The following is a 24,346-nucleotide window of genomic DNA, read 5'->3' as shown; positions in this document are numbered from 1 at the left end:
ATCAAGCAACCCGAGTACCATTTTCATTGAAGGTTCAAGAGACTGGAGTTCCCGATGCCCACTCGTCCCGGCGCCGCGTTCGACGCCTTCCTCGACACCACCGCGCCCCGCGCGGCCGAGCGCCGCGACTGGACCCCCGAGGACGGGGCCCTCCCGGCGCTGTACCTCTCCCACGGCGCCCCGCCGCTGTTCGACGAGGCCGAGTGGATGGACCGGCTGTTCGCGTGGGCGCAGGGCCTGCCGAGGCCGAAGGGCGTCCTGATCGTCTCGGCGCACTGGGAGGCCGCGCCGCTGATGATCTCCAGCCCGAACCCGGGGACGCCGCTGGTCTACGACTTTGGGGGCTTCCCGCAGCGGTACTTCGAGATGCAGTACGCGACGCCGGACGCGAGCGCGATGGCCTCGCGCGTGGCCGCCGCGATGCCGGACGCCGAACCGCTGCACCAGCACGCGAGCCGCGGGCTCGACCACGGCGCGTGGGTGCCGCTCAAGGTCATGTACCCGTACGGCGACGTCCCGGTCCTCCAGCTGTCGATCCCGACCCACGACCCGGACCGCCTCATCGACCTCGGCCGCCGCCTCCGCCCGCTCCGCGAGGAGGGCTACCTCGTCGTCGGCTCCGGCTTCATGACCCACGGCCTCCCGTTCGTCGACTTCCACCACCCCGACCGCATCCCCGGCTGGTCCGAGGACTTCGACCTCTGGGCCTCCGAGGCCCTGGCCCGCGGCGACATCGACTCCCTCGCCCGCTACCGCTCCCAGGCCCCCGGCATGCCGTACGCGCACCCGACGGTGGACCACTACGTGCCGCTGTTCGTCACCTACGGCGCCGCCTCCGACCAGGAGCAGCCCGCCCAGACGGTGATCGACGGCTACTGGTTCGGCCTCTCGAAGCGCAGCTTCCAGCTCGCGTGAGCGAAGCGCGAAAGGGGCGCCCCGGCATCGAGCCGGGGCGCCCCTTTCGCGTTCGGACTATTTGAACCCGCGGTGCATGGCGACGGCGCCGCCGGCGAGGTTGCGCCAGGCGACCTTGCGGTAGCCGGCCTTGACGATGCGGTCGGCGAAGGCGGCCTGGTCGGGCCATTCGAGGGTGGATTCGGAGAGGTAGCGGTAGGCGTCGGGGTCGGAGCCGACGCGGCCGGCGACCTTGGGGAGGACGTGCTTGACGAAGACGCCGTGGGCCTTGCGGTAGGGCTTCCAGACGGGGGTGGAGACCTCGCAGAGGACCATGCGGCCGCCGGGGGCGAGGACGCGGAGGATCTCGGTGAGGCAAGCGTCGAGGTCGTCGACGTTGCGGATGAAGAAGGACCCGGTGACGGCGTTGAAGGTGTTGTCGTCGAAGGGCAGGTGCAGGGCGTCGGCGTTCACGAGCGGGACCTGGCGGTCCCGGTGGGCCTGGAGCATGCCGAGGGAGAAGTCGGCGCCGATGACGTCGGCGCCGGACTTGGCGAGCTCGACGGTGGAGACGCCGGTGCCCGCGCCGAGGTCGAGGCAGCGCTCGCCGGGCTGGAGGCTGAGGGCCTCGCGCACGGCGCGGCGCCAGCGCTTGTCCTGCCCGGCGACCATGACGGTGTTGGCGCGGTCGTAGTTCGGCGCGACGCGGTCGAACATCGCCGCGATGCGGCCGGGTTCTTTACGCGGGGTATTCGCTTCGTTCGCCTCGATCACCCCGACAGCCTCGCACACCCCGCAGAGAAAATCCGCCGGAGCCCTGTCGGTGTGGGCCCCGGCGGATCAAGGGGTTATATCGGGCGCGCGCGGGGTCACGCGTCGCGTGCGGCCTTGAGGGAGCAGGGAAGGGCCGCGCGCTCGCCCGGGAAGGGAGCTGTGCTGGGGTCCGCTTGGGGCGCACGGGGAGTCGTTGTGGTGGGTGAACCGTTCACTGCGCCTCCTCGTGGTCTCGGACCCGGCGCGGACGCCCGGGGTCCCAGTCTGGGATGACGCTGAGAGATCCCCCGAGTGCGGTCTGCGCTACACGATGAGCTTGACGCATGGACGCTGTGATGTCGATCTATGAAACCGAACCGTTATCGCGCGTAACCCATCCGATAACTAGTCGGTGGGCGCGGTCACAGGCGTTTCGGGGGCAAATGCGGCGGCGGGGCGCGCAATGCGCGCCCCGCCTTCTCCAGGGGATACAACAGAGAGGTGGGGCCTCTCCGATGAATCGAGACTTAAGACACCGTGTACAACAGGGTGCTCATTCAGCATTGCGGATTACTGGCCGTGCGGCAAGTCTCGAAATCGAAGTGTTATCCACTGGGACGTGTATTACCGGTCCGTGAGACGGCCGCGGAGGACGGTGGCGGTGCATTTCCCCGCGGCCCCGGCGACGAGCGCGGCGTAGGGGTCGCCGTCGGTGGGGACGTCGAAGACGGCGAGGTCGGCGCGGTTCCCTTCCTTGAGGGCGCCGATGTCGTCGCGGCCGAGGGCCTTGGCGCCGCCTTCGGTGGCGGCGCGCACGAGCCACTCGTCGAGGCCGTCGCCCGCGTCGCCCTGGGAGAGGGCGATCCTGCGGAGGACGGGCCATTCGGCGGCGACGTCGAGGTCGGGCGAGGACGCGCGGGAGTCGGTGCCGACGGCGACGGCGTTGCCTTCGGCGCGCAGGGCCGCGACGGGGGGCTCGCCCGCTTCGAGGCGGGCGTTGGAGCGGGCGCAGACGGCGACCGCGGTGCCCTTGTCGCGCAGGAGCTCCCGGTCGGCCTTGTCGAGGTGGACGCCGTGGGCGACGTGGGAGTCGGCGCCGAGCCAGCCGACCTTGTCCATCTGGACGGCCGGGGAGTGCCCGGCGCCGCCGTCGGCGATCTCCAGGTCGAGGCCGGCACGGCGGTTCATGAACGCGAACGGGCCGGAGCCGCGGCGCACGAACATGTCCTCGTGGGCGGTCTCGGCGAGGTGGGGGTGGAGGCGGATGTCGAGGGTGCGGGCGAGTTCGGCGATGCTCTTGCCGACGTTCGTGCCGAGCGTGTAGAGGGTGTGGGGGCTGACCCCGACGGCGAGGTCGGAGTTGTTGACCGCGCGGGTGTCGGTGACGACCTCGCGCCAGGGGCCGCGGCGCACCTCCCAGGCGGCCTCGTCGATGAAGACGGCCTCCCAGTAGGCGACCCCGGCGAGGTCGGAGGCGAGGAGCGGCGCGAACCCGGCCGCGGCGGTGACGATGTCGGCGACGGCAGTGACACCGTGGCGGATCGACTCGTCGATGCCTTCTTGGGTGGAGGCCTTCCAGGCTTCGTCGGCGGTCGCGGGGTTGCGGCGCGCGAACTCCTGGATCCACTCGAAGAATTCCTTCTCGTTGCCGTACATGTCGGCGAACGAGGTGTAGCACAGGTGGGTGTGGGCGTTGACCAGGCCGGGCGTCATGACCCCGGTGAACGCGGTGGTCTCGTCGGCTTCGGGGGCGTCGGCGGCGGGGCCGACGTAGGCGATGCGCCCGCCGTCGACCCCGACCGCGCCCTCCCGGATCGGGTCGCCCGCGACCGGGACGACGACAGGGGCGGTGTAAACGTGCATGCGCCCGAGCGTACTCGGGACTCCTATGCGGATTCCAGCGCCGCGTAGGCGGGTCGGACGACCGCTTCGAGCAGCTCGCGGCGCTCCGGGTAGTGCAGGAACGAGGCCTTGACGGCGTTCTCGGTGCACTTGCGGACCTCGGCCCAGCCCCACCCGAAGGTCTCCGACAGGAGCTGGAACTCGCGGGAGGTGTGGGTGCGGCTCATGAGGCGGTTGTCGTTGTTGACGGTGACGCGGAAGCCGAGGTCGAAGAGGTCCTTGATCGGGTGCGTCTCGATGGACTCGGCGCCCTCGGTCTGGAGGTTCGAGGACGGGCACACTTCGAGCGCGATGCGGCGGTCGCGGATGTAGTGCGCGAGGTTCGAGAGCTTCGCGTCGTCGCCGGTGAGGTCGATGTCCTTGATGAGCTGCACGCCGTGGCCGATGCGGTTCGCGCCGCAGACCGAGACGGCGCCCCAGATCGACTCGGGGCCTGCGGACTCGCCCGCGTGGATCGTGAACGGCATGTTCTCGCGGCGCAGGTAGTCGAAGGCCTCGACGTGGGCCTCGGCGGGGTTGCCGATCTCGCCTCCGGCGATGTCGAAGCCGACGACGCCCTTGTCGCGGTAGGCGGTCGCGAGCTTCGCGATCTCCAGGGTGCGGTTCGCGTGGCGCATCCCGCAGAGGATCGTGCGGGCCTTGATCGGGTTCCCGGCCTTCTCGGCGAGGCGCTCGCCCTCCTCGAACCCGGCGAGGGTGGCCTCGACGACCGCTTCGAGTGAGAGGCCGCCGGTGAGCTGCTGCTCGGGGGCGTACCGGATCTCGGCGTAGACGACGCCGTCGGCGGCGAGGTCCTGCGCGGCCTCGGAGGCGATGCGGAAGCAGTGCTCGGCGGTCTGGGACACGGCGATCGTGTGGTCGAAGGTCTCCAGATACCGCGCGAGCGTGCCGGAGTCGGCGGCCTCGAAGAACCAGTCGCCGAGCGCCCCGGCCTCGGTCGCGGGCAGCTCGTGGCCGATCTCGTCGGCGATCTCGATGAGCGTCTGGGGGCGCACGCCGCCGTCGAGGTGCTCGTGGAGCACGACCTTGGGGGCCGCGCGCAGTTCGTCGTGGGAGAGAGCTTGATTCATCCCATGAATATAGTCAGCCGCGTTCGCGGGCCCGCCTCACAGGCGAACTTCGTCCCAGTGGACGGGGCGCTCGCCGTCGAGGACCAGGGCCCATTCGAGGGCCCAGCGGCGGTGCCACACCAGGTTGTCGTCGACGCCGCGGGGCATCGGCTGGCCGGAGCGGCGGGCCTGGTCGCAGACCCAGTCGAGGCAGTAGTAGAAGTCGAGCATCTCGGCCACGACGCCCGGATCCCTGGTGGGCGTGAGCTGCCGGTCGCGCCACGCGCCGAAGGACTCGGGGCGGCGCAGGTCCGGGAGCAGCTCGGGGAGCTCCTCGGAGCAGGGGACGCCCGGGTCGAGGTGGTCGACGAGGCCGAGCAGCCACGAGACCGTGTACAGGCTCTCCAGCTGGTCGGCGTACCGGGCGCGGTCGCCCCGGCCGCAGGCGATGAACCCCCACTCGTCGGGGGCGAGGTGGTCGAGGACGTGCGCGTCGAGCAGCCAGCGCATCGCGAGCTCCTCGGGCATGTCGAAGACCCTGGCCTGCACGATGTTCAGGATCGCGGCGCGGGCCTCCACGTGGCCCCGCGGCCGCAGCCGCGGGAGCCGCCCCTCGGGGAACGGGAGCGGGAACTGCGCGGGCGGCGCGGGTATGCCGAGGGCACTGAAGCCGTCCACAGTGCGCATACGAAGGGTCCGGGGATCTGAGGTCACCGTCGGCATGGGGCTCCCTACCACGTTGGGGTTCACCTGTGGGGGTGAGTGCGCATTCACTCGGTGGGGGTGGTTGTGAAGAACTGTAGCGTCCGACACACGCCCGAGTCAACGTGGGCCACGGAATTAGTACAGGTTCCATACACGTGTTACGCAGGTGTTTCACTCGCCCCGCCGCGAGTCGCAAGTGTCCGGTGGGGCGCTTTGAACGCCATGTGACAGCTACCATCTGACACCTGTACGAACCAGGGCTACTCGCGGGTAGGGCCTGGGGACGGCCCGGCCTCCATGTAACGCCCGTCGCCGGGCAGACTTGGAACGTGAGCAGCCTCCAAGTCGTCGCGGACCGGTACCAACTGGTCCGCCCCATCGGCGCGGGCGGCATGGGCCGCGTATGGCAGGCCGTCGACCAGCGGCTCGACCGCGAGATCGCCGTCAAGCTCGTCAAACCCGACCTCCTGGACGGCCCCCAGCGGTACGAGGCCGCCGCCCGCTTCCGCCGCGAAGCCCGCGTCACCGCCCAGATCGGGCACCCCGGCGTCCCCGCGATCTTCGACGCAGGCCTCGACGAGGACTCCGGCGAGCTGTTCCTCGCCATGGCCTACCTGCCCGGCCTCAACCTCCGCGACCTCCTCGACGAGGCCGGGCCCCTCCCCGCCGACTGGACCCTCGCCGTCGGCGCCCAGCTCGCCTCCGTCCTCGAAGCCGCCCACGCCAAGCAGGTCATCCACCGCGACCTCAAGCCCGCCAACATCATCGTCGGACCCCAGGGCCTCGTCCACGTCGTCGACTTCGGCATCGCCGCCGTCCTCGACGCGGGCGCCGCCCGCCTCACCGCCACCGGCGACAAGCCCGGCACCCTCAACTACATGGCCCCCGAGCAGATCCGCGCCCAGCCCGCCGGGCCCGCCGCCGACCTGTACGCCCTCGGCGCGCTCCTCTACGAGATGTCCACGGGCGAACGGCTGTTCGCCGACCGCGGCTCCGCCTACGAGGTCCAGACCGCGCACCTGAAGGAACTGCCCGAACCCGTCAGGCGCCGGCGCCCCGACATGCCGACCGGGCTCGACGGCCTCGTCTCCCGGCTCCTGTCGAAGGAGCCCGCCGACCGCGGCTCCGACGCCGCCGCCGTGTACCTGCGGCTCGCCGAACTCCTTGCGACGGCACCGGTCTCGGAGGCCCCGATCCGCGACTGCGGCGACCCGACCTGGCCGTTCCGGGCCCCGCTCGCGCCCGCGCGCGTCGCCGCGGAGGCCGCGAAGCTCGCGGCCGCCCCCGCGCCCGACCGGAGCGCCGAGCGCATCGCCGAAGCCGACCTGGCCTACGGCGCAGGCGACTACAACACGGCGCTTCGCGTGTTCCGTTCCCTCGCAAAGGATTCCGAGACACCCGACCCGGCGCTGGCGCTGCACTGCCAGGTGCGGGCCGCGCAGTGCCTTGCGGCCATGGGGAACGCGGCCAGCGCGCTGGCGGGCCTGTCCAGCGTCATCGAGCGGCAGCGGCGGCTCCTGGGCGAGCGGGCCCGGCCGGTGCTCAGGTCGCGGCGGGTCGAGGTCGACATGCTCGCGGCGGTCGGCTCGGGTCCGGAGGCGCACCGGCGCCTGGCCGGGCTCGTCCCGGAGATGGCGGCGGCGCTCGGCCCGGACGATGCCGATACCATCGAAGCCGAACGGCTGCTGCGGGCCTGGTCCGTGCCGCCCCAGGCGGGTCCGGGGTGGCCGTCGCAGCCCTCCGCCTCGCCTGGGAGTCCTCCTCGATGACCGCCCCCGGTCCCTACGCTCCGCCGATCGACCACAGGAAGCAGCAGACCCGGTACCGCCTCGGGCGGGTCGGGACGTACCTGTGGGCGTTCGCGCCCCTGCTCACGTGCGGGTTCGCCGCACCGGTGTCGTTCGGCATCGCGATGGGCCGGCGCCGCGACAACCTGACGGTGGCCGCGCTGATCCTCTACTCCGCGTTGATCATCGCGGGCTGCGGAGTGCTCGGCGCGTACGAGTACCCGGCCCCGGACTGGGTGAACACGCTGTTCACCGTGTCGATCTGCATCACCTCGATCGGCGCGACCGCGCAGCTGCTGGTGATCCGCTCGAAGGTGTGGGCCGCGCCCGCGCGCCCGCAGGTCCCGGTTGCGCACTTGTCGAACGCGGAGGTGCTGGACCGGACCCGGAAGCTGCGGGAGCAGGCGCGGCGGACGGCGCAGGCGGACCCGATGCTCGCGAAGCGGCTGGCGATCGGGCGGCCGGACCTGCCGCGGCAGTTCGACGACGGGGGCCTGGTGGACGTGAACCACGCGCCGCTGCACGTGCTCACGTCGCTGCCGGGGGTGACCGAGCGCAGCGCCCGCCAGATCCTGGAGTGGGTGGAGCGCTCAGGGCCGTTCGCGAGCCTCGGCGAGGTGATGCTGGTGATCGAGATCAGCCCGACGTTCGAGCATCACCTGCGCGAGTACTGCGTCTTCATTCCCTAGGAGCGGCCGAGTTCCGCGAGGACCGCGACGGCGGCGCGCGAGGCGTCGTCGGCGTACGTGGACGGGAACGCGTCGACGAGGCGCCATCCGGCGCGTCTCAGGGCGCGGTGGCGGTCGAGGTGGGCGCGGGGGCCGTCGGGGTGGACGGCGCAGACGACGCCGAACGCGGCGTCCCCTTCGCCGACGACGAGGTCGATCTTCCAGTGCCCCACGGGGTATCCGGCCCTGACGGCGGCGTCGGCGCCGGAGAGCGCGTCGGCGAGTTTGACGGGCCACTCGCTTCCGTCGCCTTTGGGGGCGCCGTCGCCGATGACGGGGCTGGGGGCGCGGTCGGCGTAGTCGAGGAACTCCCCTACGAGGCCGCCGGGGTCGGCGAGGGCGGTGACGACGTGGAGGTGCTCGCGGGCGCGGGTGACCATGACGTTGAACAGGTTCGCGCCGGAGAGGAAGCGTTTGCGCCCGGCGGGGTCGCCGGGGGCGACGCCGAGGGAGGCGATGACGGTCTCGGACTCGGAGCCTTGGAAGGCGTGGACGGTGCCGGTGCGGATGCGGTGCGCGCGGATGGCTTCGAGGTCGAAGCGCTTCATGATGGCGGCCTCGATGACCTCCGCTTGGGCGCGGAACGGGGAGAGGACGGCGAGGCCGCGGTCCCCCGCGGCGACGAGTTCGGCGAGGAGTTCAACGGCGCGTTCGGCTTCGGCGGCGACCACGCCGTGCTCGTCTGCGGCGTCGGCGGGCGTGTGGTGGACGGTGATGGCGTCGGTCTCCTGGACGCGCGGGTGGGCGGTCATGGGGCGCACGCGGCCGCCGTAGAACTTGGCGGAGGAGAACCCGATGAGGTGGGGGACGCTGCGGTGGTGCTCGGTGAGCTCGATGACGGGCCCGGCGCCGCAGGCGAGGTCGTAGAGGCTGACGCGGCCGGTGTCGAGGCGGGCCTGGAGGTCGGTGAGGCCGTGGCGTTCGAGGACTTCGTGGAGGCGCGCGTCGGAGGCGAAGGACACGAACTTGAGCTGGCGGGGGTCCCCGGCGACGACGGCGCGGCGGGCGCGGGCCAGGACCGGGGCGGCGCGCAGCTGGTTGACGTGGCTCGCTTCGTCGATGATGACGAGGTCGAACATGGCGGCTTCGGGCGGCAGGAGCGCTTCGACGTCGGCGACGGTGCCGATCCACAGGGGCGCGGCTTTGAGGAGCGGGGCGAGGTGCTCCATGGCGCCGCGGCGCCTCGACCGGTCGCCTTGGGAGGCTTGGAGTTCGGCGATGCGGCGGGCGGCGCCGGAGCGATGCCCGGCGGGGGCGGCGGCGCGCAGGGCGTTCCCGGCGGCGTCGGCGGCGTCGCGGTCGGCCTGTTCGAGGCTGCGCCACAGGGGTTCGAGGCGCAGGCCGCCTTCGGCGGCGAGGCGGGTCATGGCTTGGACGTCGCGGACGACTTCGAGGGCCTGCTGGAGTGCGGCCGAGTCGGTGTCGGTGCCGGTGAGGCGCTGGAGTTCCTTGCGGGCCTTGCGTCTGCGCCAGCGGGTCCAGGGCCAGCCGCCTTGGCCGCGGGTGCCCGCGGCGGCGGCCGCGACGGCGTCGGGGTCGGCTTCGCGCAGGCCCGGGTAGTCGTCGAGGAGGAACACGGGGGCGTCGAGGCCGCGGAGGCGGCGGCGCTCCATGTCGAGGCGGATCGAGATGGCGTGCTCGACGCGTTCGAGCATCTGGAGGGTCTCGTCGGCGCGGCGGCGGGCGAGGGCGGCTTCGGCTTTGAGGACGGGCTTGCGGTCGGCGAACGCGGCCGTGCCGCTGCGTTCGGTGTCGCCGAACATGACCGGGTCGGGCCCCGGGTGGCGGGCGAGGAGTCCGGCGAGGACGTCGGCGGCGAACACGGACTGGGTGGCGATGAGGACGGACTGGCCGCGGGCGACGGCGTCGAGGGCGATGGCGGCGAGGGTGTGGCTCTTGCCGCAGCCGGGGGCGCCGGCGACGACGGTGACAGGGGCGGTGCGGGAGCTGCGGACCGCGGCGGCCTGTTCGAGGTTGAGCGGCAGGGGGGAGCGGACCTCGCCGGTCTCGGGTTCGGGGGCGTCGGTCGCGGCGTACACGGCGGCGAGCGCGGTCGCTTCGAGGCCGGGGCGTTCGGACCAGTCGAGGAGGGCCTGGCCGATGGGGCCGGACTCGGTGCGGGGGCCGGAGACGTAGACGACGGACCGGGCGAGGACGACCGGTTGGGCGCCTTCGGGGTCGGGCCGGTGGGTGACGGCGTTGACGGCGTACCCGGCGGCGGTGGCGGCGGCGAGGAGCCAGCTGGGGTCGGCGAGGTCGCCGCCGGCGCGCTCGGGGCTGAGGACGGCGGCGAGGCGCGCGGCGTGCTCGGTGCCGGCGAGCTTGGGGTGGACGGCGATGTCGCCCGCGGGGACGATCTTGTGGTCGAAGGGCTCGGTCTGGGCGACTTCGAGGCGCACGGGCCGGGTGACGAGGGGGACGGCGACGCGGCGGCGCTTCCCGTCGACGCGGTGCATCCCGGTGACGATGCCCCAGCCCTGCCGCAGGAGGCGCTCGTCGCGGTGGAGCTCGTCGTGCGCGGCGAGGTCGGCGGCGCCCGCGACGGTGGTGAGGCTGCCGGTCCAGGCGGACTTCTGGCCGATCTCGTCGGAGTCGGCGGCGGCGGTGGCCTTGTTGACGGGCGCGAGGGCGGAGAGCGCGGTGAGGATGCGGGCAGGGCTCATGGCGGCAGTGTACGGCCGTGCGGCCGGTGGGGCGCAGCGAAAGGCCCCGGGGCGGGAGGCGCCCCGGGGCCGGTTCAGGCCCTGCTATCGAACGACGTGCTTGCTACTCGACGCAGAGGACCGCGGTGGTGCGGACTCCGGCGAGGTCGGTGACCTCGTAGTAGCTGCCCGGGCAGGAGGCGATGGCCGAGTCGACGTCGGGGGCGGCCCAGTCGGCGGCGTCGAACGCGATCGCTTCGGTGACAGTGGTGTCGGCGGCGGCGTCGGCGCAGTCGAGCGTGAACCACTCGACGTCGCTGCTGGACATGCAGTCGCCGGTGTTCGGGGTGACCGGGGTCTTGCCCTCGGCGTTGGGCTTGTCGATGGCCTCGATGCAGAAGAGGTAGTCGACGTTGCCGGTGGTCTGGTCGTAGATCATGTTCCAGTCGGTCCACGGCTGGCCGGGGATGAACGCGCCGTTCTCCTCGCCGCAGGCGTCGTAGACGGCCTGGGTGTCGGTGAGGTCGCCGCCGGTGGCCGTCAGGCCCGGGTCGGCGGTGATCGAGGTGATGGTCCAGAACGCGTCCTCGCCCGAGCAGTCGATCGCGAAGGTCGAGGCGTCGTCGCTGAGAACCTCGTAGGGCAGGCAGTCGCCCGCGGCCGCGTCGGCGGCGGCGTCGAACTGCTCGCCGCTGACGTCGGTGCCCTCGGAGTCGTCGGAGGCGGCGTCGAGGATGCCGCAGCCGGTCAGGGCGATGGCGCCGGCGAAGGCGACGCCGCCGACGGCGAGGAGGCGGCGGAAGGGACCGAAGTTCGTGTTCATTGGCTGCTTTCTGTGCGGCACCGCGTCTCGGGTCGAACGGTGCTCCTGAGTTCAGCGTGAAGATATGCGGCGGCGGCGACTACTGTTGCGGCGCAGCCGGTGACCGAGTGCATTCACACGTCCGTGACCTGCGCTTTCACAGTTCCGCAGGAAGCGTGGGCCGGGTCGCATGACCGGGATCACCAGGTTGCGATTCGATCAAGCTCGAACGCCCGATTGGAAGGGTTCTTCCCCGTATCGCCCGATCCGGTTGCGTCCCTTGAGGATCGAAAAGGAGGACGCGGGTTCCGCCCAATGGTCTCCGCGCCCTCCGGTCCGTGGGTCCCCGGCGCGGGGCCGGGGAGGGTGCTAGCCGATCTCGATGTAGTAGACCGTGCCGTCGAGGGACCAGACGTCCTCGACGTAGATGAGGGTCTGCTCGGCGTCGGCCGGGATCTCGGCGCAGGTCGCGCCGCTCGACGTGCCGCCCGCGGTGACCTCGGTGGCGTCGATGATGTCGTTGGGCACGACGTTGGTGCAGGTCTCGGACATGACGCCGTCGGCCCAGATGCCGACGGTCGCGTCGAGCCACAGCGTGCCGGTCTCGGCGCCGTTGTAGGTGCCGTCGACGGTGAACATGGCGAGCGCGTTGCCGTCCGCCGGGGGCGTGTTGAACTCGTTCTCGGCCATGATCGCGTCGGTCGCGTCCAGCTGGACGTCGCCGACGGAGAGGGTCCAGTCGCCGATCTCGACGGTGGAGCCCGCGGGGAGCGGGGCCTCGGGGCTGAGGCCGTCGCCGGTGGCGGTGTCCTCTTCCGCGGCCTCTTCGGCGGCGGTGGTCGTGTCCGAGCCGGTGTCGTCGCTGCCGCCGCCGGTGGTGTCGTCCCCGGTGCCGCACGCGGACAGGGCCGCGAGGCCGATCAGGGTCGCGCCGCTGAGGGCGAGGAGGCGCTTCGAGATCTCGGGGAATTCGATGTTCATGGGAAAACCTTCCGTGGGGTGTCGATCGTTGATGGAAGCTTGTGAAGTTACTTCACGAGACTAGTAGACTGTGTCGAGCCTCCGCAACGCGGGGTGGGTTACGATTCGATAAATCAAGACAGGAGCCCGCATGACCTCCCGTGACGCCGGCCCAGGCGAGACCATCACGTTGACCGATCTGGCCCGCCTGGCCTCGGTCGGACGCAACGCCGTCAGCAACTGGCGGCGCCGAGAGCCCGACTTCCCCGCGCCCGTGGACGACTCCGCCCGCCGCCCCCGCTTCTCCTTGTCCGCCTTGGAGTCCTGGGCCCTGGCCCACGGCCGGGAACTCCAGGTCACCGGCGCCGACCGCCTCTGGTTCCGCCTCGCCGCGGCCCACCCGACCGCGGAGGCCGCGCTCGAAGCGGTCGCCGCGGCCTTCGGCGGCGACGGCGAACCCGCCGCCGAAGTCAAGGCCCTCACCGCCGACGCCCCCGCCTCCGACCTCTTCGAGTTCTTCATCGAGCGCGCCCGCGAGGCCGCCGGGATCGGCGTCCCCCCGGGGATCGCGCCGCTCGCCGACATCGCCGCGGCCGTCAGCGGCGAGCACACGCACGAGCGCATCGGGAAGACCGTCTACGACCCGGCGTGCGACGAAGGCGACCTCCTCGCCGCCGTCGCCGCGAAGATCGGCCCGTGCAGAGCGCTCGACGGCCAGGACCTCTCCGGCCCCCGCGCCGCCATCGCCGCCAAGCGCCTGCGCCTCCTCGACGGCAAGTTCCGCACCGGCGGCGACGAAGGCGCCCGGATCGGCACGCGCACCGGCGACTCGCTGCTCTCCGCGCTCCCCGAGGACCGCTACGACCTGGTCGTGTGCGACCCGCCGTTCAACGTCAAGGACTGGGGCTACGACCGCCTCCCCGACGGCGACGACCCCCGCCTGGCCTACGGCACCCCGCCGCGCACCGAACCCGAGCTCGCGTGGGCGCTCCACTGCACCGCGCTCCTCGCGCCCGGCGGACACGCGGTCGTGCGCATGCCCGCGCAGGTCGCCCACCGCCGCTCGGGCAGGCGCATCCGCTCCGAGCTGCTGCGCTGGGGTGCGCTCCGCGCCGTCGTCGACTCTCCCGAAGCCAAGGCGCACATCTGGATCCTCACCCCCCGCGGCGAGACCACCCAGCTCCTCGTCTCCAACGGCCGCGACTTCCGCGAAGCCTGGCTGAACTTCACCGCCGCCCCCGACGCGCCGATCGCCACCCCCGACTCGGTCACCGTCCCCCTCATGCGCCTGTGGGACGAGGACGTCGACGTCTCCCCCGCGGTCTACCTCGCCAGCACCCCCGGCGGCGCCGACGACCTCGCCGACGCGGTCGCGCGCATGGCGTCGCGGCTGCAGGCCGTCGCCGGGCAGGAACTCCCCCGGTTCACCGGCGGCGCAGAGGAATCGGCCCCCGAGACGAGCCTCGGCGACCTCGAACGCGACGGCCACCTGGTCGTCGCCCCGGGCACGCTGGTCCCCGGCGAGGAGCCGGCCGGCCCGCGCTGCGTCATCGTCGACCCGGTCGGCGAGCCGCCGGTGCGCATCGGCCTGCGCGGCGAGGCGACCGAGATCCAGTGGACCGTCTCGTGCGAGCCCACAGTCGACTTGGCGTGGATCGCCGCGGCCCTGTCGGCGCGGCTCCCCGCGGCGTCGAAGCGCACCGCCACGGGCGCCAAGCGCCGCATCCTGTCCGTGAAGATCCCCCGCCTCACGCTCGCGGAGCAGCAGCGGCGGGGGGCCGCGTTCGCGCGCCTCGAAGCGCTCCGCTCGGCGCTCGCCGAGGCCGGGCAGCAGGCCGAAACCCTCGCCGCCGAAGCCGCGGCGGGACTCGTGTCGGGCGCAGTGAAAGTCGAGGATTGAGGGCGATGAATGCGCAACGGCCGGGCGAATACCCGGCCGTTGCCATGTCTGCATGCCTTGCCACCTGCGGTCTTGCCGCATCGTTGAGCCGCTGACAGGATTCGAACCCGCAACCTACTGTTTACAAGACAGTTGCTCTACCGTTAAAGCTACAGCGGCCTGCCTGCGCCGTTCTCCCAGCGAGACGGTTCGATTCTAACCGACCGGTATACCGGCCCGGGACCCCCGGAGCCGCAGCGGTCCCACCGGCCGCACCCGGCCCACGCGGCGCCAGGAGTGCAGCGTTCCGTCTATGTCCGGCGAACCGACGACCGGCGCATAAACTGGGCAAATGGCTACCCCTGAGCAATCCTCCATTTCGGCCCGCCCCCGCGCGCCCCTACCCGTGACGGCGGCGGTCGTCCTGCTGTGGTTCATGGTCGCGGCCATGGGATGGCTGGTGGCCGTCTCGGCCGTGATGACGGCGTTCCGGGTCTCGACCCGGTTCAGCGGCTCGGCGAGTGCGCTGGCGTTCGTCGAGCCGCTCCTGTTCCTGGTGGTCGCGTTCGCGATCGGGCTTGCGGCCGTGAAGGTCTGGACCGGCCGGGACTGGGCGCGGCGGTCGGTGGTGATCGTGAGCGCGACGCTCCTGGCGACGGCGCTGGCGACCCGCGCGGGGCTGACGTTCGGGACGGGCCTGGCGGGGACGTTCGTGCTCGCGGCGCTGCTGGTCCTGCTGGCGCTGCCGCCGTCGCAGCGGTGGTGCGACCGGGAGTCCGGCTGCCACAGCCCGCGGATCGGCGAGCGGGAGGAGCCGCCGTTCCTGGTGGTCGCGGAGCTCGTGATGCTGTGGGCCGCAGTCGTGTTCGCGTTGCAGACGGGGACCCGCGCCGTCCTCGCCGAAGAGGGCGCGGACCGGCTCGGCCTGGTGCTGGTCGCGGCGGCGGTCGTCCACGCCGTGCTGAACGCCGGGATGACCGGCCGCCGCAGGTGGGGATGGCTCGGGACCGTCGGGCTGTCGGGGATCTACGTCCTGTGGCTCGCCGCCGCCGCGGTGGCGTCCGCGGTCGGCGGCGGGCCGTGGGCGCTTCCGGCCGTGCTGGCACTGCTCCCGCTGGTGTTCCTGTGGGCGCTGCTGAAGCCCGAGACGAAGTCCTGGTGCCGCCCCGCTACCTGAGCCCGAAGGCGCGGACGGCGGTGTGGGTGCGGCGGCGGCGCTAGTCGCGGAAGGAGAACACCTGGAGGCCGTCGGGGAGGATGCACGCGAGGCGCGTATCCGTTGCGTCGCAGGCGTACAGCTCCAGATCGGTGCTCAGCTCCGCGCGCGAGCCGTCGCGGCCCAGGCCGGTGACGCCGCCGGTGACCGTGCCGAACGTCGACCGGGCGGGCCAGGCGAGGGCCGAGCCGCCGTCGATCGGGGCGAAAGTCTCCTCAAGGGAGTTGTTGACCGTGTCGAATCCCTTGTCGTAGATCTGGGTCCGCTTCGAGTCGCCCGCGTAGTACTCCACGAGGAGCCGGTCCCCGAGCGGCTCGATCCAGCCGTACTCCTGGTCGTCGAACTCGTGGGCGATCTCCTCGGCGTCGGCGTCGTAGACCCGCCAGTGGTAGACGTCGGTCTGGTCCTCGACCGCTTCGGCCACGCACACGAGGGCCTCGCCGCAGTCGGTCATGTCGGCGGGGCCGACGTCGCCGGACTCGATGAACTGCGAATCGAGCTGCTTGAGGTCGTCGAGGCCGTACACGTTCAGCTCGTAGCCGGTCTCCTTGTCGGCGGCCACGTACAGCTTCCCGTCCCACGCGTAGTACAGGTCCTCGGCGGTCTCGATCTCGCGCTGCACGATCACCTCGCCGGACTCGGCGTCGTAGACGTGCAGCACGTTGTCGCTCGTGACCGCCCACAGGCGGCCGTCGCCGTTCGACGGCTCGGTCGGGTTCGCGATGTCCTCGGGGACCCAGTTGAGGCTCCAGTCGGCGACCGTCGCGTCCTCGGTGCCCGCGGTCCACTCGGCGACGCGCTCGCCGTCGCCGTCGAAGACCTTGAAGCCGGCGCCCGCGTCGGCCTCCGGGCCGATGACGAGGAGGTCGCCGGAGCGGGCGGCGTTGCGGCTCGCGCTGGTCTGGGTGTTGCGCACCTCCCCGGTGCCGGGGTCGAGGAACACGAACTTGTACTCCCCGGTCTCGACCTCCTGGGAGAACGCCAGGAGCTCGTCCGAGAGGAAGTACGAGTTGTTCCAGCCGTCGCCCTCCAACACCTGGTCCTGGGACCACACGGCGTCGCCGGTCTCGTTGGAGAGCGCCCGGACGTGCAGCTCCTGCCCGGACTCGTCGTCGGACGCGGTGGTGTAGAAGAACACCGAGCGGTCGCCGCGGGAGCGGACCTCGTAGACGCCGTCGTCGAGCTCGCCGCTGATCGCGGTCGCGGGCGCGACCTCGGTGAGGGCGTCGGCGAACGGGCGCTGCTTGTACGGGTTCAGCAGCCACCACGCGCCGATCGCCACGGCCGCGACGAGCACCACCGCCGCGACGCCGATGGCGATCCACTTCGGAGGGACACGGCGGGCGGTGTGGACGGTGCCGCGCCGCGGCGGCGGCAGCGGCGCGCCCCCGTTGCGGCGCAGCAGGACCGTCTCGTCAGAGGCGGGGGTCATGGGCGGCAGGCCCAGCGACGGGGCCGTCGGGTTCGCGGGCGGCGACGTCACCGCCGCCGGCGGCGTGACCGGGACGGTCGCGGTCAGCGCGAGGGCCGCGCCCTCCGAGACGGGCAGCTCCGGCTGCTCCAGGACCGTCGGCGCGATCCCGAGTCCCTCATGGAGCATCTTGGACACCATGGGCATCCGCGAGGACCCGCCGACCAGGAACAGGCCCGCCAGCTGCTCGGGGCGCCGCCCCGTCAGAGCGAGGACCCGCTGGGTCTCGCCGACCGCGCGCGACAGCAGCGGCCGCGAGATCTGGTCGAGCTCGCCGCGCGTCAGGTGCAGCGACTGCGCCATGTCCGGCACCGTCACCGGCGCCACGGAGGACCGCGACAGCATCTCCTTCGCGCCGCGCACCTCCTCCCACAGCTCGCGCCGGTTGCGCAGCTCGCTGGCGCCGTTCGGGTTCTCCAGGCGCTTCCAGATCTCCGGCTCGCGCTGCTTCACCGTCTCGCCGATGTGCGCCACGAGGGCCGCGTCGAAGTCGAGGCCGCCCAGGTCGGGCAGGCCGCCGTCGGCGAGCACCCCGAACGAGCCGTCGGGGCGGCGCTCCAGGACCGCGATGTCGAGCGTCCCGCCGCCGAAGTCGAACACCGCGAGGGGCTGCCCGGCCTGCACCTGGTGCGACAGGCGCGACGTGTAGTAGTGCGCGGCCGCGACGGGCTCGGTGAGGATCTTCACCGGCCGGTACCCGGCCTGCGCGGCCGCGTCGTGCAGGGCCCCGCGCCGCTGCTCCGACCACGCCGCCGGGCACGTCAGCACCGCGTCGGGGAGCCGCCCCACCGACTCGATCGCGGCGCGCGCGACCCGCGACAGGATCGCCGCGAACGCCGCCGTCACCGGGATCTCCCTGTCCCCCAGCAGGAGCGTCCCGTCCGAGATCCGCTGCTTCGGGTTCGGCTCGAACCGCTCGGGCGCGGTGAGCGCGAGCCGCTCGGCGTCCTTCCCGGTGTGGAGCGTCCCGGCGGGGTCGAGGAACACCGCCGAGGGCATCACCGGGGAGCCGTCGAACAGGAGCGGGCGGGTGCGGCCGTCGGGCCACACCACCACGGCCACGGTGTGGGACGTACCGAGGTCGACGCTGAGCAGGTAATCGGCCGGCATGGTCGTGCAGCTCCGGGGGCTAGGGCGTGCGGGAGGGTTTCAGGTTAGTGCGCGGTCACTACCGGCGCTGGCGCTGGACCTCGGCGAGTGCGATGGACGCGGCGACGGAGGCGTTCAGGGACTCCACCTCGCCGCTGATGGGGATGCCCGCGCGGTGGTCGCAGGTCTCGGCGACCAGGCGGGAGACGCCCTTGCCCTCGTCGCCGACGACGATGAGGAGCGGGTCGGTCGCGACGGGCAGGTCGAAGACGTCGACGTCGCCGCCGCCGTCGAGGGCGACGGTCATGAACCCGGCCTGCTGGCAGGCCTGGATGGTGCGGGTGAGGTTGACGACCTTCGCGACCGGGAGGCGCGCGGCGGCGCCCGCGGAGGTGCGCCAGGCGACGGCCGTGACGGAGGCGGCGCGCTTGGACGGGATGATGAGGCCGTGGCCGCCGAACGCGGCGGTGGAGCGGATGATCGCGCCGAGGTTGCGCGGGTCGGTGACGCCGTCGAGGGCGACCAGGAGCGGCGCGGTCCCGGAGGTCTTGGCGATCTCCAGGAGGTCGTCGAACTCGGCGTACTCGTAGGGTTCGATCTGGAGGCCGATGCCCTGGTGGAGGGCGTTGTTGGTGCGGCGGTCGAGGTCGCGGCGGGCGAGCTCCTTGATGGGGAGGTCGCGGTTGCCGGCGAGGCGCACGGACTCGGCGACGCGGTCGTCGAGCTCGGTGCCGAACGCCACGTAGAGGGCGGTCGCGGGGACCTTCGCGCGGAGCGCTTCGAGGACGGGGTTGCGGCCGAGGATGAGCTCGGGCTCGTCGTCGCGGCGCCTCGTCTGGGTGCGGGGTCGGGCCTTCCCGATGTTGGTGGTGCGGCCCTCGGCGGCGGCCTTGGCGCGCTCGGCGGACTGCTTCCGCTGGGTCTTCTGGGGCTTGTCGTCCCCGGTGTACTCCTTGTGCCAGGGGCGGTCGGCGGCCTTGAGGGTGCGGCCCTTCCCGGCCAGGCCCTTCTTCTGGCCGCCGGAGCCCTTCTGCGGGCCGGCCTTGCTGGTCTTGCGACGGTTCGGGTGCCCGCCCTTGGTGCTCATCGGTTCAAGTTCCCCAGTGGTGTCGGTCGTCTGCGGACGGGCGGTCGCCTAGTCCACGGTCCACACGGGACCGCGAGGGGTGTCCTTGACGGTGATGCCGGCGTGCGCGAGGTCGTCGCGGATGCGGTCGGCAGCCGCGTAGTCCTTGCGGGCCCTGGCGTCGGCGCGCTGTTCGAGTGCGAGCTTCACGAGCGCGTCGACGGCGCCGGTGAGCTTCGCGTCACCCGGGTCGTCCCATTGCGGGTCGAGCGGGTCGAGGCCGAGCTGGTCGAGCATAGCTCGGACGGCGGCTCCGATGCGGGCCGCGGCGGCGTCGTCGCCGGCGTCGAGGGCGGCGTTGCCCTCGCGGGCGGCGTCGTGGACCACGGCGACGGCGGCGGGCGTGTTCAGGTCGTCGTCCATCGCGGCGGTGAACTCGGGGGCGAGGGCGCCGCCGATGACGGCGTCGCGGCCGAGGGCCTCGGCGGCGCGGTGCACGAAGTTGGAGAGCCGCTCCCAGGCGCTCTGGGCTTCGGCGAGGGCGTCCTCGGAGAAGTCGACGGCGGACCGGTACTGGACGCCGGTGAGGTAGTAGCGGATCGCGGCGGGGGCGAAGCCCTTCTCGCCGAGCGCGGCGACGGACAGGGTGTTGCCCAGGGACTTCGACATCTTCGTGCCGGAGAGGTTGAGCATCCCGTTGTGCACCCAGTACTTCGCGAAGCCGAGCCCGGCGGCGCGGGACTGGGCGAGCTCGTTCTCGTGGTGGGGGAACATGATGTCGGTGCCGCCGCCGTGGATGTCGAAGGCGTCGCCGAGGTAGCGGCGGGCCATCGCGGAGCACTCGATGTGCCAGCCGGGGCGCCCGGGGCCCCACGGGGACGTCCAGGCGGCGTCGGCGGGCTCGCCCGCCTTGTGGGCCTTCCACAGGCCGAAGTCGCGGGAGTCGCGCTTGAGGCCGCTCTCGGGGCTGGAGAGCATGTCCTCGGGGCGGCGGTGGGAGAGCTGGCCGTACTCGGGCCAGGAGGACACGGAGAACCAGACGTCGCCGCTGTCGGTGGCGTAGGCGTGGCCGCGCTCGATGAGCTCCGAGATGAGGTCGATCATCTGCGTGACGTGGCCGGTGGCGCGCGGCTCGTACGTGGGCGCCTCGACGTTCAGGGCGGCGTAGGCGGCGGCGAGCTTGCGCTCGTTCTCGTAGGCGATGGCCCACCAGGGGCGGCCCTGCTCCTCGCCGCGCACGAGGATCTTGTCGTCGACGTCCGTGACGTTGCGCACGTACGTGACGTCGTAGCCGGAGCGGCGCAGCCAGCGGATGAGCACGTCGTAGGAGACGCCCGAGCGGAGGTGCCCGATGTGCGGCGGGCCCTGGACGGTGAGGCCGCACAGGTATACGCCGACGCGGCCGGGATTCCGGGGCTGGAATTCGCGGATCGAACGGGTGCCGGTGTCGTACAGTCGCAGGCTCACCCGTCAAGTCTAGACAACGCGGGCGTGCGCCTAGCGCCCCGAGGGCCGCGTGTCAAGGGCGTGAACGGGACGGCCCCCGGCTGGTGCCGGGGGCCGTCATCGGGAGGCGGTCGATGGAGGGTTATGCGGCCCTGCGGCGCATGGCGACCAGGACGCCGCCGCCGACGGCGAGGGCCGCGGCGAGGCCGAGCAGGAGCCCGGTCGCGCCGGTGCCGGTCCTGGGGAGCGCCCCGGCGCCGTCGCCGGTCGGGTGCTCGGACGGGTCGCCGCCGCCGGGGACGCCGTCGCCGGTGATGTCCCACAGGGTCGTGGTGCCGGAGACCTCGTTGCCGACCGCGAGCATGGGGCGGCCGGTCGGGGAGTCGGCGGCCGCGACGAACGCGATCGACTCGGGCCCGGAGTCGCCCCCGGCGCCCGCGGCGGGCTCGGCGGTGAAGTCGCGGTTCGACACGTAGTCGACGAACACGGCGTTCACCGGGTCGGTGACGTCGTAGACCATGACGCCGCCCTGGCGCTCCAGGCCGATGAACGCGTACACGGCGTCGCCGACCTGGCCGACGGCGACGGCCTCGGGCTCGGGGCCCTTGTCGTCGGAGCGGTCGTCGAAGTCGTTGGCCTCGTTGTCGGCGTTGAAGTTCGCGGACTCGGCCTCGGCGACGACCGCCTCGAACTCGGCGCCGGAGTCGAAGACGAGCTCCCCGTCGGCGGACCAGATGGAGAAGGACCGGCCGCCGAAGGAGTACAGGCCGTCGTAGCAGCCGTCCTCGGTCCGCCCGAGCGTGGAGGTGACCTTGAGGCGGCCGAGGGCCTCGTCGGCCTGGAGGGCGTCGAGGTCGGCGCCGTCGAACGCGCCGTCGCACAGCTCCAGGTCCTTGACGCGGGCCTCCTCGGAGTAGTCGCCCCACTCGCGCACGTCGCCCTCGTTGGCGGTCACGAGATAGGTCTCGCCGCCGGTGGCGAAGCTGTCGATCCCGTCGGGCAGGTACATGCCCTGCACGGGCCACGCCGTGATGTCCACCTCGTCGTCCTTGTCGGAGGCGTCGAGGCCGTTCCCTTCGGCGGCGTGGTCCTTGAACCCGAGCGGCAGCAGCTCCGCGACCTCGCCCGCGGCGAGGTCGACGACGGCGATCGCGTTGTTCTCCTGGAGCGTCACGTACGCGGTCGCGTCGTCGGCCACGGTGACGTACTCGGGCTCGATCGCGCGCTGCACGGCGTCGTCCCCGGTGAGGTCGGGCCCGAACACCCGGAAGCCCTCGGGGAGGGACGCCTCGTCCCAGGCGGTGAAGTCCGCGGTGGCGACGTCGTACGTGGCGGCGTCGACGATCGAGACCGTGCCGGCCGGGTCGACGGCGTAGTCGTCGTCGGGTTCGCCCTCGTCGGCGGTGACGGCCTTCGACCCGTCGGGGGTGAACGCGATCGAGTCGGGCTGGGCGCCGACCTGCGCCGCGTCCTTGAAGGCGCCGTCGGCGTCGAAGAACGCGACCCAGCCCGGGTCGGTCTTCACGGGCGCCTCGACGGCGACCGCGACGGTCCCGCCGCTGACCGCCACGGAGTTGACCGTGGCGCCGTCCTGGCCGAGCGCGGCGGCGGCGTCGAGCTCCGCGTGCTTCACGGGGTTCGCGGGGTCGGACACGTCGATGACGTCGACCACGCCGGCCTCGGCGTTCACCGCGAACACGCGCTTCGTGGAGGGGTCGTAGGTGACGATCTCGGACCCGCCCGCGGCGAACGCGCCGGTCGAATAGGTGCCCAGGACCGACAGGTCGAGGGCCGGGCCCTCCTGGGCCAGCGCGGGGACGGGCACGGCGAGCGCCGCCAGCCCGACCGCCAGCGCGGGTACGAGCAGTCGCTTCTGCACAGCTGGTTCCTGACTTCTCGGGGGAACGGGGGTGACGGCCCCAGTCCACCGAGGCAAGGGGACCCGGGGCCCAGCGGAAGGGAAACGGGGCGTGAACAGCGAGTCGCGAATCGGCGCGCGCGTAGTACCCCGGTACCGGTCGCGGCCCGTTTGTCCTCCCCTGGCAGGAACCCGAAATCGGTCCGCGCGCCCATGCGCGCGGGGCGATCCGGCTCATAGACTGGGCGCGTCCCTGACCCGCGATCCCCATTGGAGGGGAGCCCCATGATCTCCGCGAAGGGTCTGTACAAGCGGTACCGGAAGACGGTCGCCGTAGACCACCTCTCATTCGACGTCCGCCCCGGCGTCGTCACCGGATTCCTCGGACCCAACGGGTCCGGGAAGTCCACGACCATGCGCCTCATGCTCGGCCTCGACCACGGCGAGGGCGAGACCCTCTTCGACGGGCAGCGGTTCGGCACGATCCGCCGCCCCATGAACGAGGTCGGCGCGCTCCTTGAGGCGAAGCCGTTCCACCCCACCAGGTCCGCCCGCAACCACCTGCGGATGCTCGCCGCCGGGAACCGGATCGCCGACTCCCGCGTCGACGAGGTGATGGAGTTCGTCGGCCTCGGCGACGTCAAGCGCAAGAAGCCGAAGGGCTACTCGCTGGGCATGGCGCAGCGCCTCGGCCTCGCGCAGGCGCTCCTCGGCGACCCGCGGACGCTGCTGCTCGACGAGCCGACGAACGGCCTCGACCCGCACGGCATCCACTGGATGCGCGACGTCCTCAAGACCCTCGCGTCGGAGGGCCGCACCATCTTCGTCTCCAGCCACCTCCTGTCGGAGATGCAGCTGATGGCCGACGAGCTCGTCGTCATCGGCCGCGGCACGATGATCTTCAACGGCGACGTCGACACGTTCGTCCGCGAGTTCACCCAGTCGCAGGTCGTCGTCCGCGGCCCCGACACGGCCTCCCTCGCCGAGGCGCTGAAAGCCGAAGGGGCCGAAGTGATCCCGGAGGCCGACGCGCTGGTCGTCTCCGGTCTGGAGATCGGGAAGGTCGGGCACCTGGCCTTCACGTCGGGCGTCGAGCTGCACGAGCTGTCGACGCGCCGGGCCTCCCTGGAGGAGGCGTTCATGTCCGCGACGGGCGCTTCGGAGCAGTTCGTCGCCCAGACCCCCGTCGCCGCCGCTGGAGGGAACCCCGATGCTTGACGCACTCCGCTTCGAGTGGAAGCGCCTGACGACGCTCCGCTCCACCTACTGGCTCATCGGCATGGGCCTGCTCGTGTCCACGGGCGTCGCCGTCCTCGTCGGCGTCGCGGCCCGCAACGAACCGGTCAGCACCGACATCATGTGGATCGCCCTCAACGGCGGGGCCGGGTTCGGGCTGCCGTTCCTGGCCGTGTTCATGGCGATCATCGGGATCTTCGCGTGCGGCCACGAGTACCGCCACGGCACGATCCAGCCGACCCTCACGTCCCTGCCGCAGCGCAACCGGCTCATCATCGCGAAGCTCGCGGTGGTCCTGTCGACCACGCTGGTGGTGACGCTCGTGTCGATGGCGGTCAACCTCGGCGTGGTCTACACGGTGTGGGGCGAGGCGCCCGGCCTGTTCGAGGACCCGCTCGGGACCTCGCTCATCGGGTACGTCGTCTACATGCTCCTGTACGTCCTCGTCGGCTTCGGCCTGGGCCTGCTGTTCCGCGGCGTCCCTTCGGCGCTGGTCGTCATCTTCCTGATGCCGCTCATCATCGAGAACATGATCGCGGGCCTGTCGACGATCCCCCAGCTCGACTGGCTCGTCCCCGTCGTCAAGTTCCTGCCGTTCTCCGACGGCGCCCGCCTGCTGGAGCTCTCGGCCCCCGATTTCGGACCCGGGACCCCCGACTACGACCTGTTCTCCCGCTGGGCCGCCGGAGGTGTCTTCGCCCTCTTCGCCGCCCTCATCCTCGCCTCGGCGTGGACCCTCTTCAAGAAACGCGACGCGTAAACACGAACGAGGTGCGGCCCGTGGCTTCCGCCACGGGCCGCTCCTCGTTCCCGCTGAGTTGTCGGACCCCCGAGCAAGGGTTGTTGTCCGGGGGCCCGAAATC

Annotated in this window: 18 protein-coding genes and 1 tRNA gene; 7 read left to right on the top strand and 12 right to left on the bottom strand. The window is 72.2% G+C overall.

Features of this window, described 5'->3' with window-relative positions; translation table 11 throughout:
- Positions 1–54: 54 nt before the first annotated feature.
- A complete protein-coding gene (locus B0I28_RS08085; protein ID WP_106363260.1) occupies positions 55–915 on the top strand; it encodes a dioxygenase family protein in 861 nt (286 codons plus the stop codon).
- Positions 916–972: 57 nt separating this feature from the next.
- On the opposite strand, the gene B0I28_RS08080 is transcribed toward B0I28_RS08085, so the two are convergent.
- From B0I28_RS08080 to B0I28_RS08065, 4 genes are all read right to left on the bottom strand, one after another.
- Positions 973–1,611 (bottom strand): ubiquinone/menaquinone biosynthesis methyltransferase, encoded by a 639-nt coding sequence (locus B0I28_RS08080; RefSeq protein ID WP_106363442.1) that lies wholly within the window; start codon positions 1,609–1,611, stop codon positions 973–975.
- A 660-nt stretch (positions 1,612–2,271) separates the two neighbouring features.
- Positions 2,272–3,510: an amidohydrolase family protein gene (locus B0I28_RS08075; RefSeq protein ID WP_106363259.1), complete on the bottom strand. Its 1,239-nt coding sequence runs from the start codon at positions 3,508–3,510 to the stop codon at positions 2,272–2,274.
- A 23-nt stretch (positions 3,511–3,533) separates the two neighbouring features.
- Positions 3,534–4,619 (bottom strand): adenosine deaminase, encoded by a 1,086-nt coding sequence (locus tag B0I28_RS08070; RefSeq protein WP_106363258.1) that lies wholly within the window; start codon positions 4,617–4,619, stop codon positions 3,534–3,536.
- 36 nt (positions 4,620–4,655) lie between these two features.
- On the bottom strand, positions 4,656–5,285 hold the full coding sequence (locus tag B0I28_RS08065) for a DUF4272 domain-containing protein (RefSeq protein WP_181245690.1): 630 nt from the start codon (positions 5,283–5,285) through the stop codon (positions 4,656–4,658).
- Positions 5,286–5,632: 347 nt separating this feature from the next.
- On the opposite strand from B0I28_RS08065, the gene B0I28_RS08060 reads away from it, so the two are divergent.
- Both B0I28_RS08060 and B0I28_RS08055 read left to right on the top strand, forming a co-directional pair.
- Positions 5,633–7,072, top strand: a complete 1,440-nt coding sequence (locus B0I28_RS08060) for a serine/threonine-protein kinase (protein ID WP_106363256.1) — start codon at positions 5,633–5,635, stop codon at positions 7,070–7,072.
- Positions 7,027–7,779 (top strand): ComEA family DNA-binding protein, encoded by a 753-nt coding sequence (locus B0I28_RS08055; RefSeq protein WP_106363255.1) that lies wholly within the window; start codon positions 7,027–7,029, stop codon positions 7,777–7,779. Before B0I28_RS08060 ends, B0I28_RS08055 begins: the two co-directional genes overlap by 46 nt.
- On the opposite strand, the gene B0I28_RS08050 is transcribed toward B0I28_RS08055, so the two are convergent.
- The 3 genes from B0I28_RS08050 to B0I28_RS08040 all read right to left on the bottom strand — a co-directional run bounded on the left by B0I28_RS08050 (position 7,776) and on the right by B0I28_RS08040 (position 12,243).
- Positions 7,776–10,481 (bottom strand): AAA domain-containing protein, encoded by a 2,706-nt coding sequence (locus B0I28_RS08050; protein WP_106363254.1) that lies wholly within the window; start codon positions 10,479–10,481, stop codon positions 7,776–7,778. The genes B0I28_RS08055 and B0I28_RS08050 overlap by 4 nt on opposite strands.
- A gap of 103 nt (positions 10,482–10,584) precedes the next feature.
- Positions 10,585–11,283: a hypothetical protein gene (locus B0I28_RS08045; RefSeq protein ID WP_106363253.1), complete on the bottom strand. Its 699-nt coding sequence runs from the start codon at positions 11,281–11,283 to the stop codon at positions 10,585–10,587.
- Between the two features lie 348 nt (positions 11,284–11,631).
- Positions 11,632–12,243, bottom strand: a complete 612-nt coding sequence (locus B0I28_RS08040) for a hypothetical protein (RefSeq protein ID WP_106363252.1) — start codon at positions 12,241–12,243, stop codon at positions 11,632–11,634.
- 130 nt (positions 12,244–12,373) lie between these two features.
- Between B0I28_RS08040 and B0I28_RS08035 the strand changes: the two genes are divergently transcribed.
- Positions 12,374–14,122, top strand: a complete 1,749-nt coding sequence (locus tag B0I28_RS08035) for an N-6 DNA methylase (RefSeq protein ID WP_106363251.1) — start codon at positions 12,374–12,376, stop codon at positions 14,120–14,122.
- Positions 14,123–14,208: 86 nt separating this feature from the next.
- Here B0I28_RS08035 and B0I28_RS08030 read toward each other — a convergent pair.
- Positions 14,209–14,281, bottom strand: a tRNA-Thr gene (locus tag B0I28_RS08030).
- 172 nt (positions 14,282–14,453) lie between these two features.
- On the opposite strand from B0I28_RS08030, the gene B0I28_RS08025 reads away from it, so the two are divergent.
- Positions 14,454–15,278 carry a hypothetical protein gene (locus tag B0I28_RS08025; RefSeq protein ID WP_146148012.1) on the top strand — a complete coding sequence of 275 codons (825 nt, stop codon included), beginning with the start codon at positions 14,454–14,456 and terminating at the stop codon, positions 15,276–15,278.
- A 40-nt stretch (positions 15,279–15,318) separates the two neighbouring features.
- Here B0I28_RS08025 and B0I28_RS08020 read toward each other — a convergent pair whose 3' ends face one another.
- From B0I28_RS08020 to B0I28_RS08005, 4 genes are all read right to left on the bottom strand, one after another.
- Positions 15,319–17,898: an Hsp70 family protein gene (locus tag B0I28_RS08020; protein ID WP_106363249.1), complete on the bottom strand. Its 2,580-nt coding sequence runs from the start codon at positions 17,896–17,898 to the stop codon at positions 15,319–15,321.
- A 58-nt stretch (positions 17,899–17,956) separates the two neighbouring features.
- A complete protein-coding gene (gene rlmB / locus B0I28_RS08015; RefSeq protein WP_106363248.1) occupies positions 17,957–18,964 on the bottom strand; it encodes a 23S rRNA (guanosine(2251)-2'-O)-methyltransferase RlmB in 1,008 nt (335 codons plus the stop codon).
- Between the two features lie 48 nt (positions 18,965–19,012).
- Positions 19,013–20,410 carry a cysteine--tRNA ligase gene (gene cysS, locus B0I28_RS08010; RefSeq protein WP_106363247.1) on the bottom strand — a complete coding sequence of 466 codons (1,398 nt, stop codon included), beginning with the start codon at positions 20,408–20,410 and terminating at the stop codon, positions 19,013–19,015.
- Positions 20,411–20,531: 121 nt separating this feature from the next.
- A complete protein-coding gene (locus B0I28_RS08005) occupies positions 20,532–22,268 on the bottom strand; it encodes a choice-of-anchor I family protein (RefSeq protein ID WP_106363246.1) in 1,737 nt (578 codons plus the stop codon).
- Between the two features lie 264 nt (positions 22,269–22,532).
- Here B0I28_RS08005 and B0I28_RS08000 point away from each other — a divergent pair, with 264 nt between their 5' ends.
- Together B0I28_RS08000 and B0I28_RS07995 are read left to right on the top strand one after the other, a co-directional pair.
- On the top strand, positions 22,533–23,465 hold the full coding sequence (locus B0I28_RS08000) for an ATP-binding cassette domain-containing protein (RefSeq protein WP_106363245.1): 933 nt from the start codon (positions 22,533–22,535) through the stop codon (positions 23,463–23,465).
- Positions 23,458–24,243, top strand: a complete 786-nt coding sequence (locus B0I28_RS07995; protein ID WP_106363244.1) for an ABC-2 family transporter permease — start codon at positions 23,458–23,460, stop codon at positions 24,241–24,243. Before B0I28_RS08000 ends, B0I28_RS07995 begins: the two co-directional genes overlap by 8 nt.
- The last annotated feature ends 103 nt before the right edge of the window (positions 24,244–24,346 follow it).

The organism is Glycomyces artemisiae, assembly GCF_003002955.1.
Classification (GTDB): domain Bacteria; phylum Actinomycetota; class Actinomycetes; order Mycobacteriales; family Micromonosporaceae; genus Glycomyces; species Glycomyces artemisiae.
Note: the sequence above shows the minus strand (reverse complement) of the source record. Positions and strands in the feature narration are given on the sequence as shown.

Excerpts from the sequence above, each read along its gene's own strand:
- B0I28_RS08085 (WP_106363260.1), top strand. The coding sequence starts at position 55 with ATGCCCACTCGTCCCGGCGCCGCGTTCGACGCCTTCCTCGACACCACC.
- B0I28_RS08080 (WP_106363442.1), bottom strand. The coding sequence starts at position 1,611 with ATGTTCGACCGCGTCGCGCCGAACTACGACCGCGCCAACACCGTCATG.
- B0I28_RS08075 (WP_106363259.1), bottom strand. The coding sequence starts at position 3,510 with ATGCACGTTTACACCGCCCCTGTCGTCGTCCCGGTCGCGGGCGACCCG.
- B0I28_RS08070 (WP_106363258.1), bottom strand. The coding sequence starts at position 4,619 with ATGAATCAAGCTCTCTCCCACGACGAACTGCGCGCGGCCCCCAAGGTC.
- B0I28_RS08065 (WP_181245690.1), bottom strand. The coding sequence starts at position 5,285 with ATGCGCACTGTGGACGGCTTCAGTGCCCTCGGCATACCCGCGCCGCCC.
- B0I28_RS08050 (WP_106363254.1), bottom strand. The coding sequence starts at position 10,481 with ATGAGCCCTGCCCGCATCCTCACCGCGCTCTCCGCCCTCGCGCCCGTC.
- B0I28_RS08045 (WP_106363253.1), bottom strand. The coding sequence starts at position 11,283 with ATGAACACGAACTTCGGTCCCTTCCGCCGCCTCCTCGCCGTCGGCGGC.
- B0I28_RS08040 (WP_106363252.1), bottom strand. The coding sequence starts at position 12,243 with ATGAACATCGAATTCCCCGAGATCTCGAAGCGCCTCCTCGCCCTCAGC.
- B0I28_RS08035 (WP_106363251.1), top strand. The coding sequence starts at position 12,374 with ATGACCTCCCGTGACGCCGGCCCAGGCGAGACCATCACGTTGACCGAT.
- B0I28_RS08025 (WP_146148012.1), top strand. The coding sequence starts at position 14,454 with ATGGCTACCCCTGAGCAATCCTCCATTTCGGCCCGCCCCCGCGCGCCC.
- B0I28_RS08020 (WP_106363249.1), bottom strand. The coding sequence starts at position 17,898 with ATGCCGGCCGATTACCTGCTCAGCGTCGACCTCGGTACGTCCCACACC.
- rlmB (WP_106363248.1), bottom strand. The coding sequence starts at position 18,964 with ATGAGCACCAAGGGCGGGCACCCGAACCGTCGCAAGACCAGCAAGGCC.
- B0I28_RS08000 (WP_106363245.1), top strand. The coding sequence starts at position 22,533 with ATGATCTCCGCGAAGGGTCTGTACAAGCGGTACCGGAAGACGGTCGCC.
- B0I28_RS07995 (WP_106363244.1), top strand. The coding sequence starts at position 23,458 with ATGCTTGACGCACTCCGCTTCGAGTGGAAGCGCCTGACGACGCTCCGC.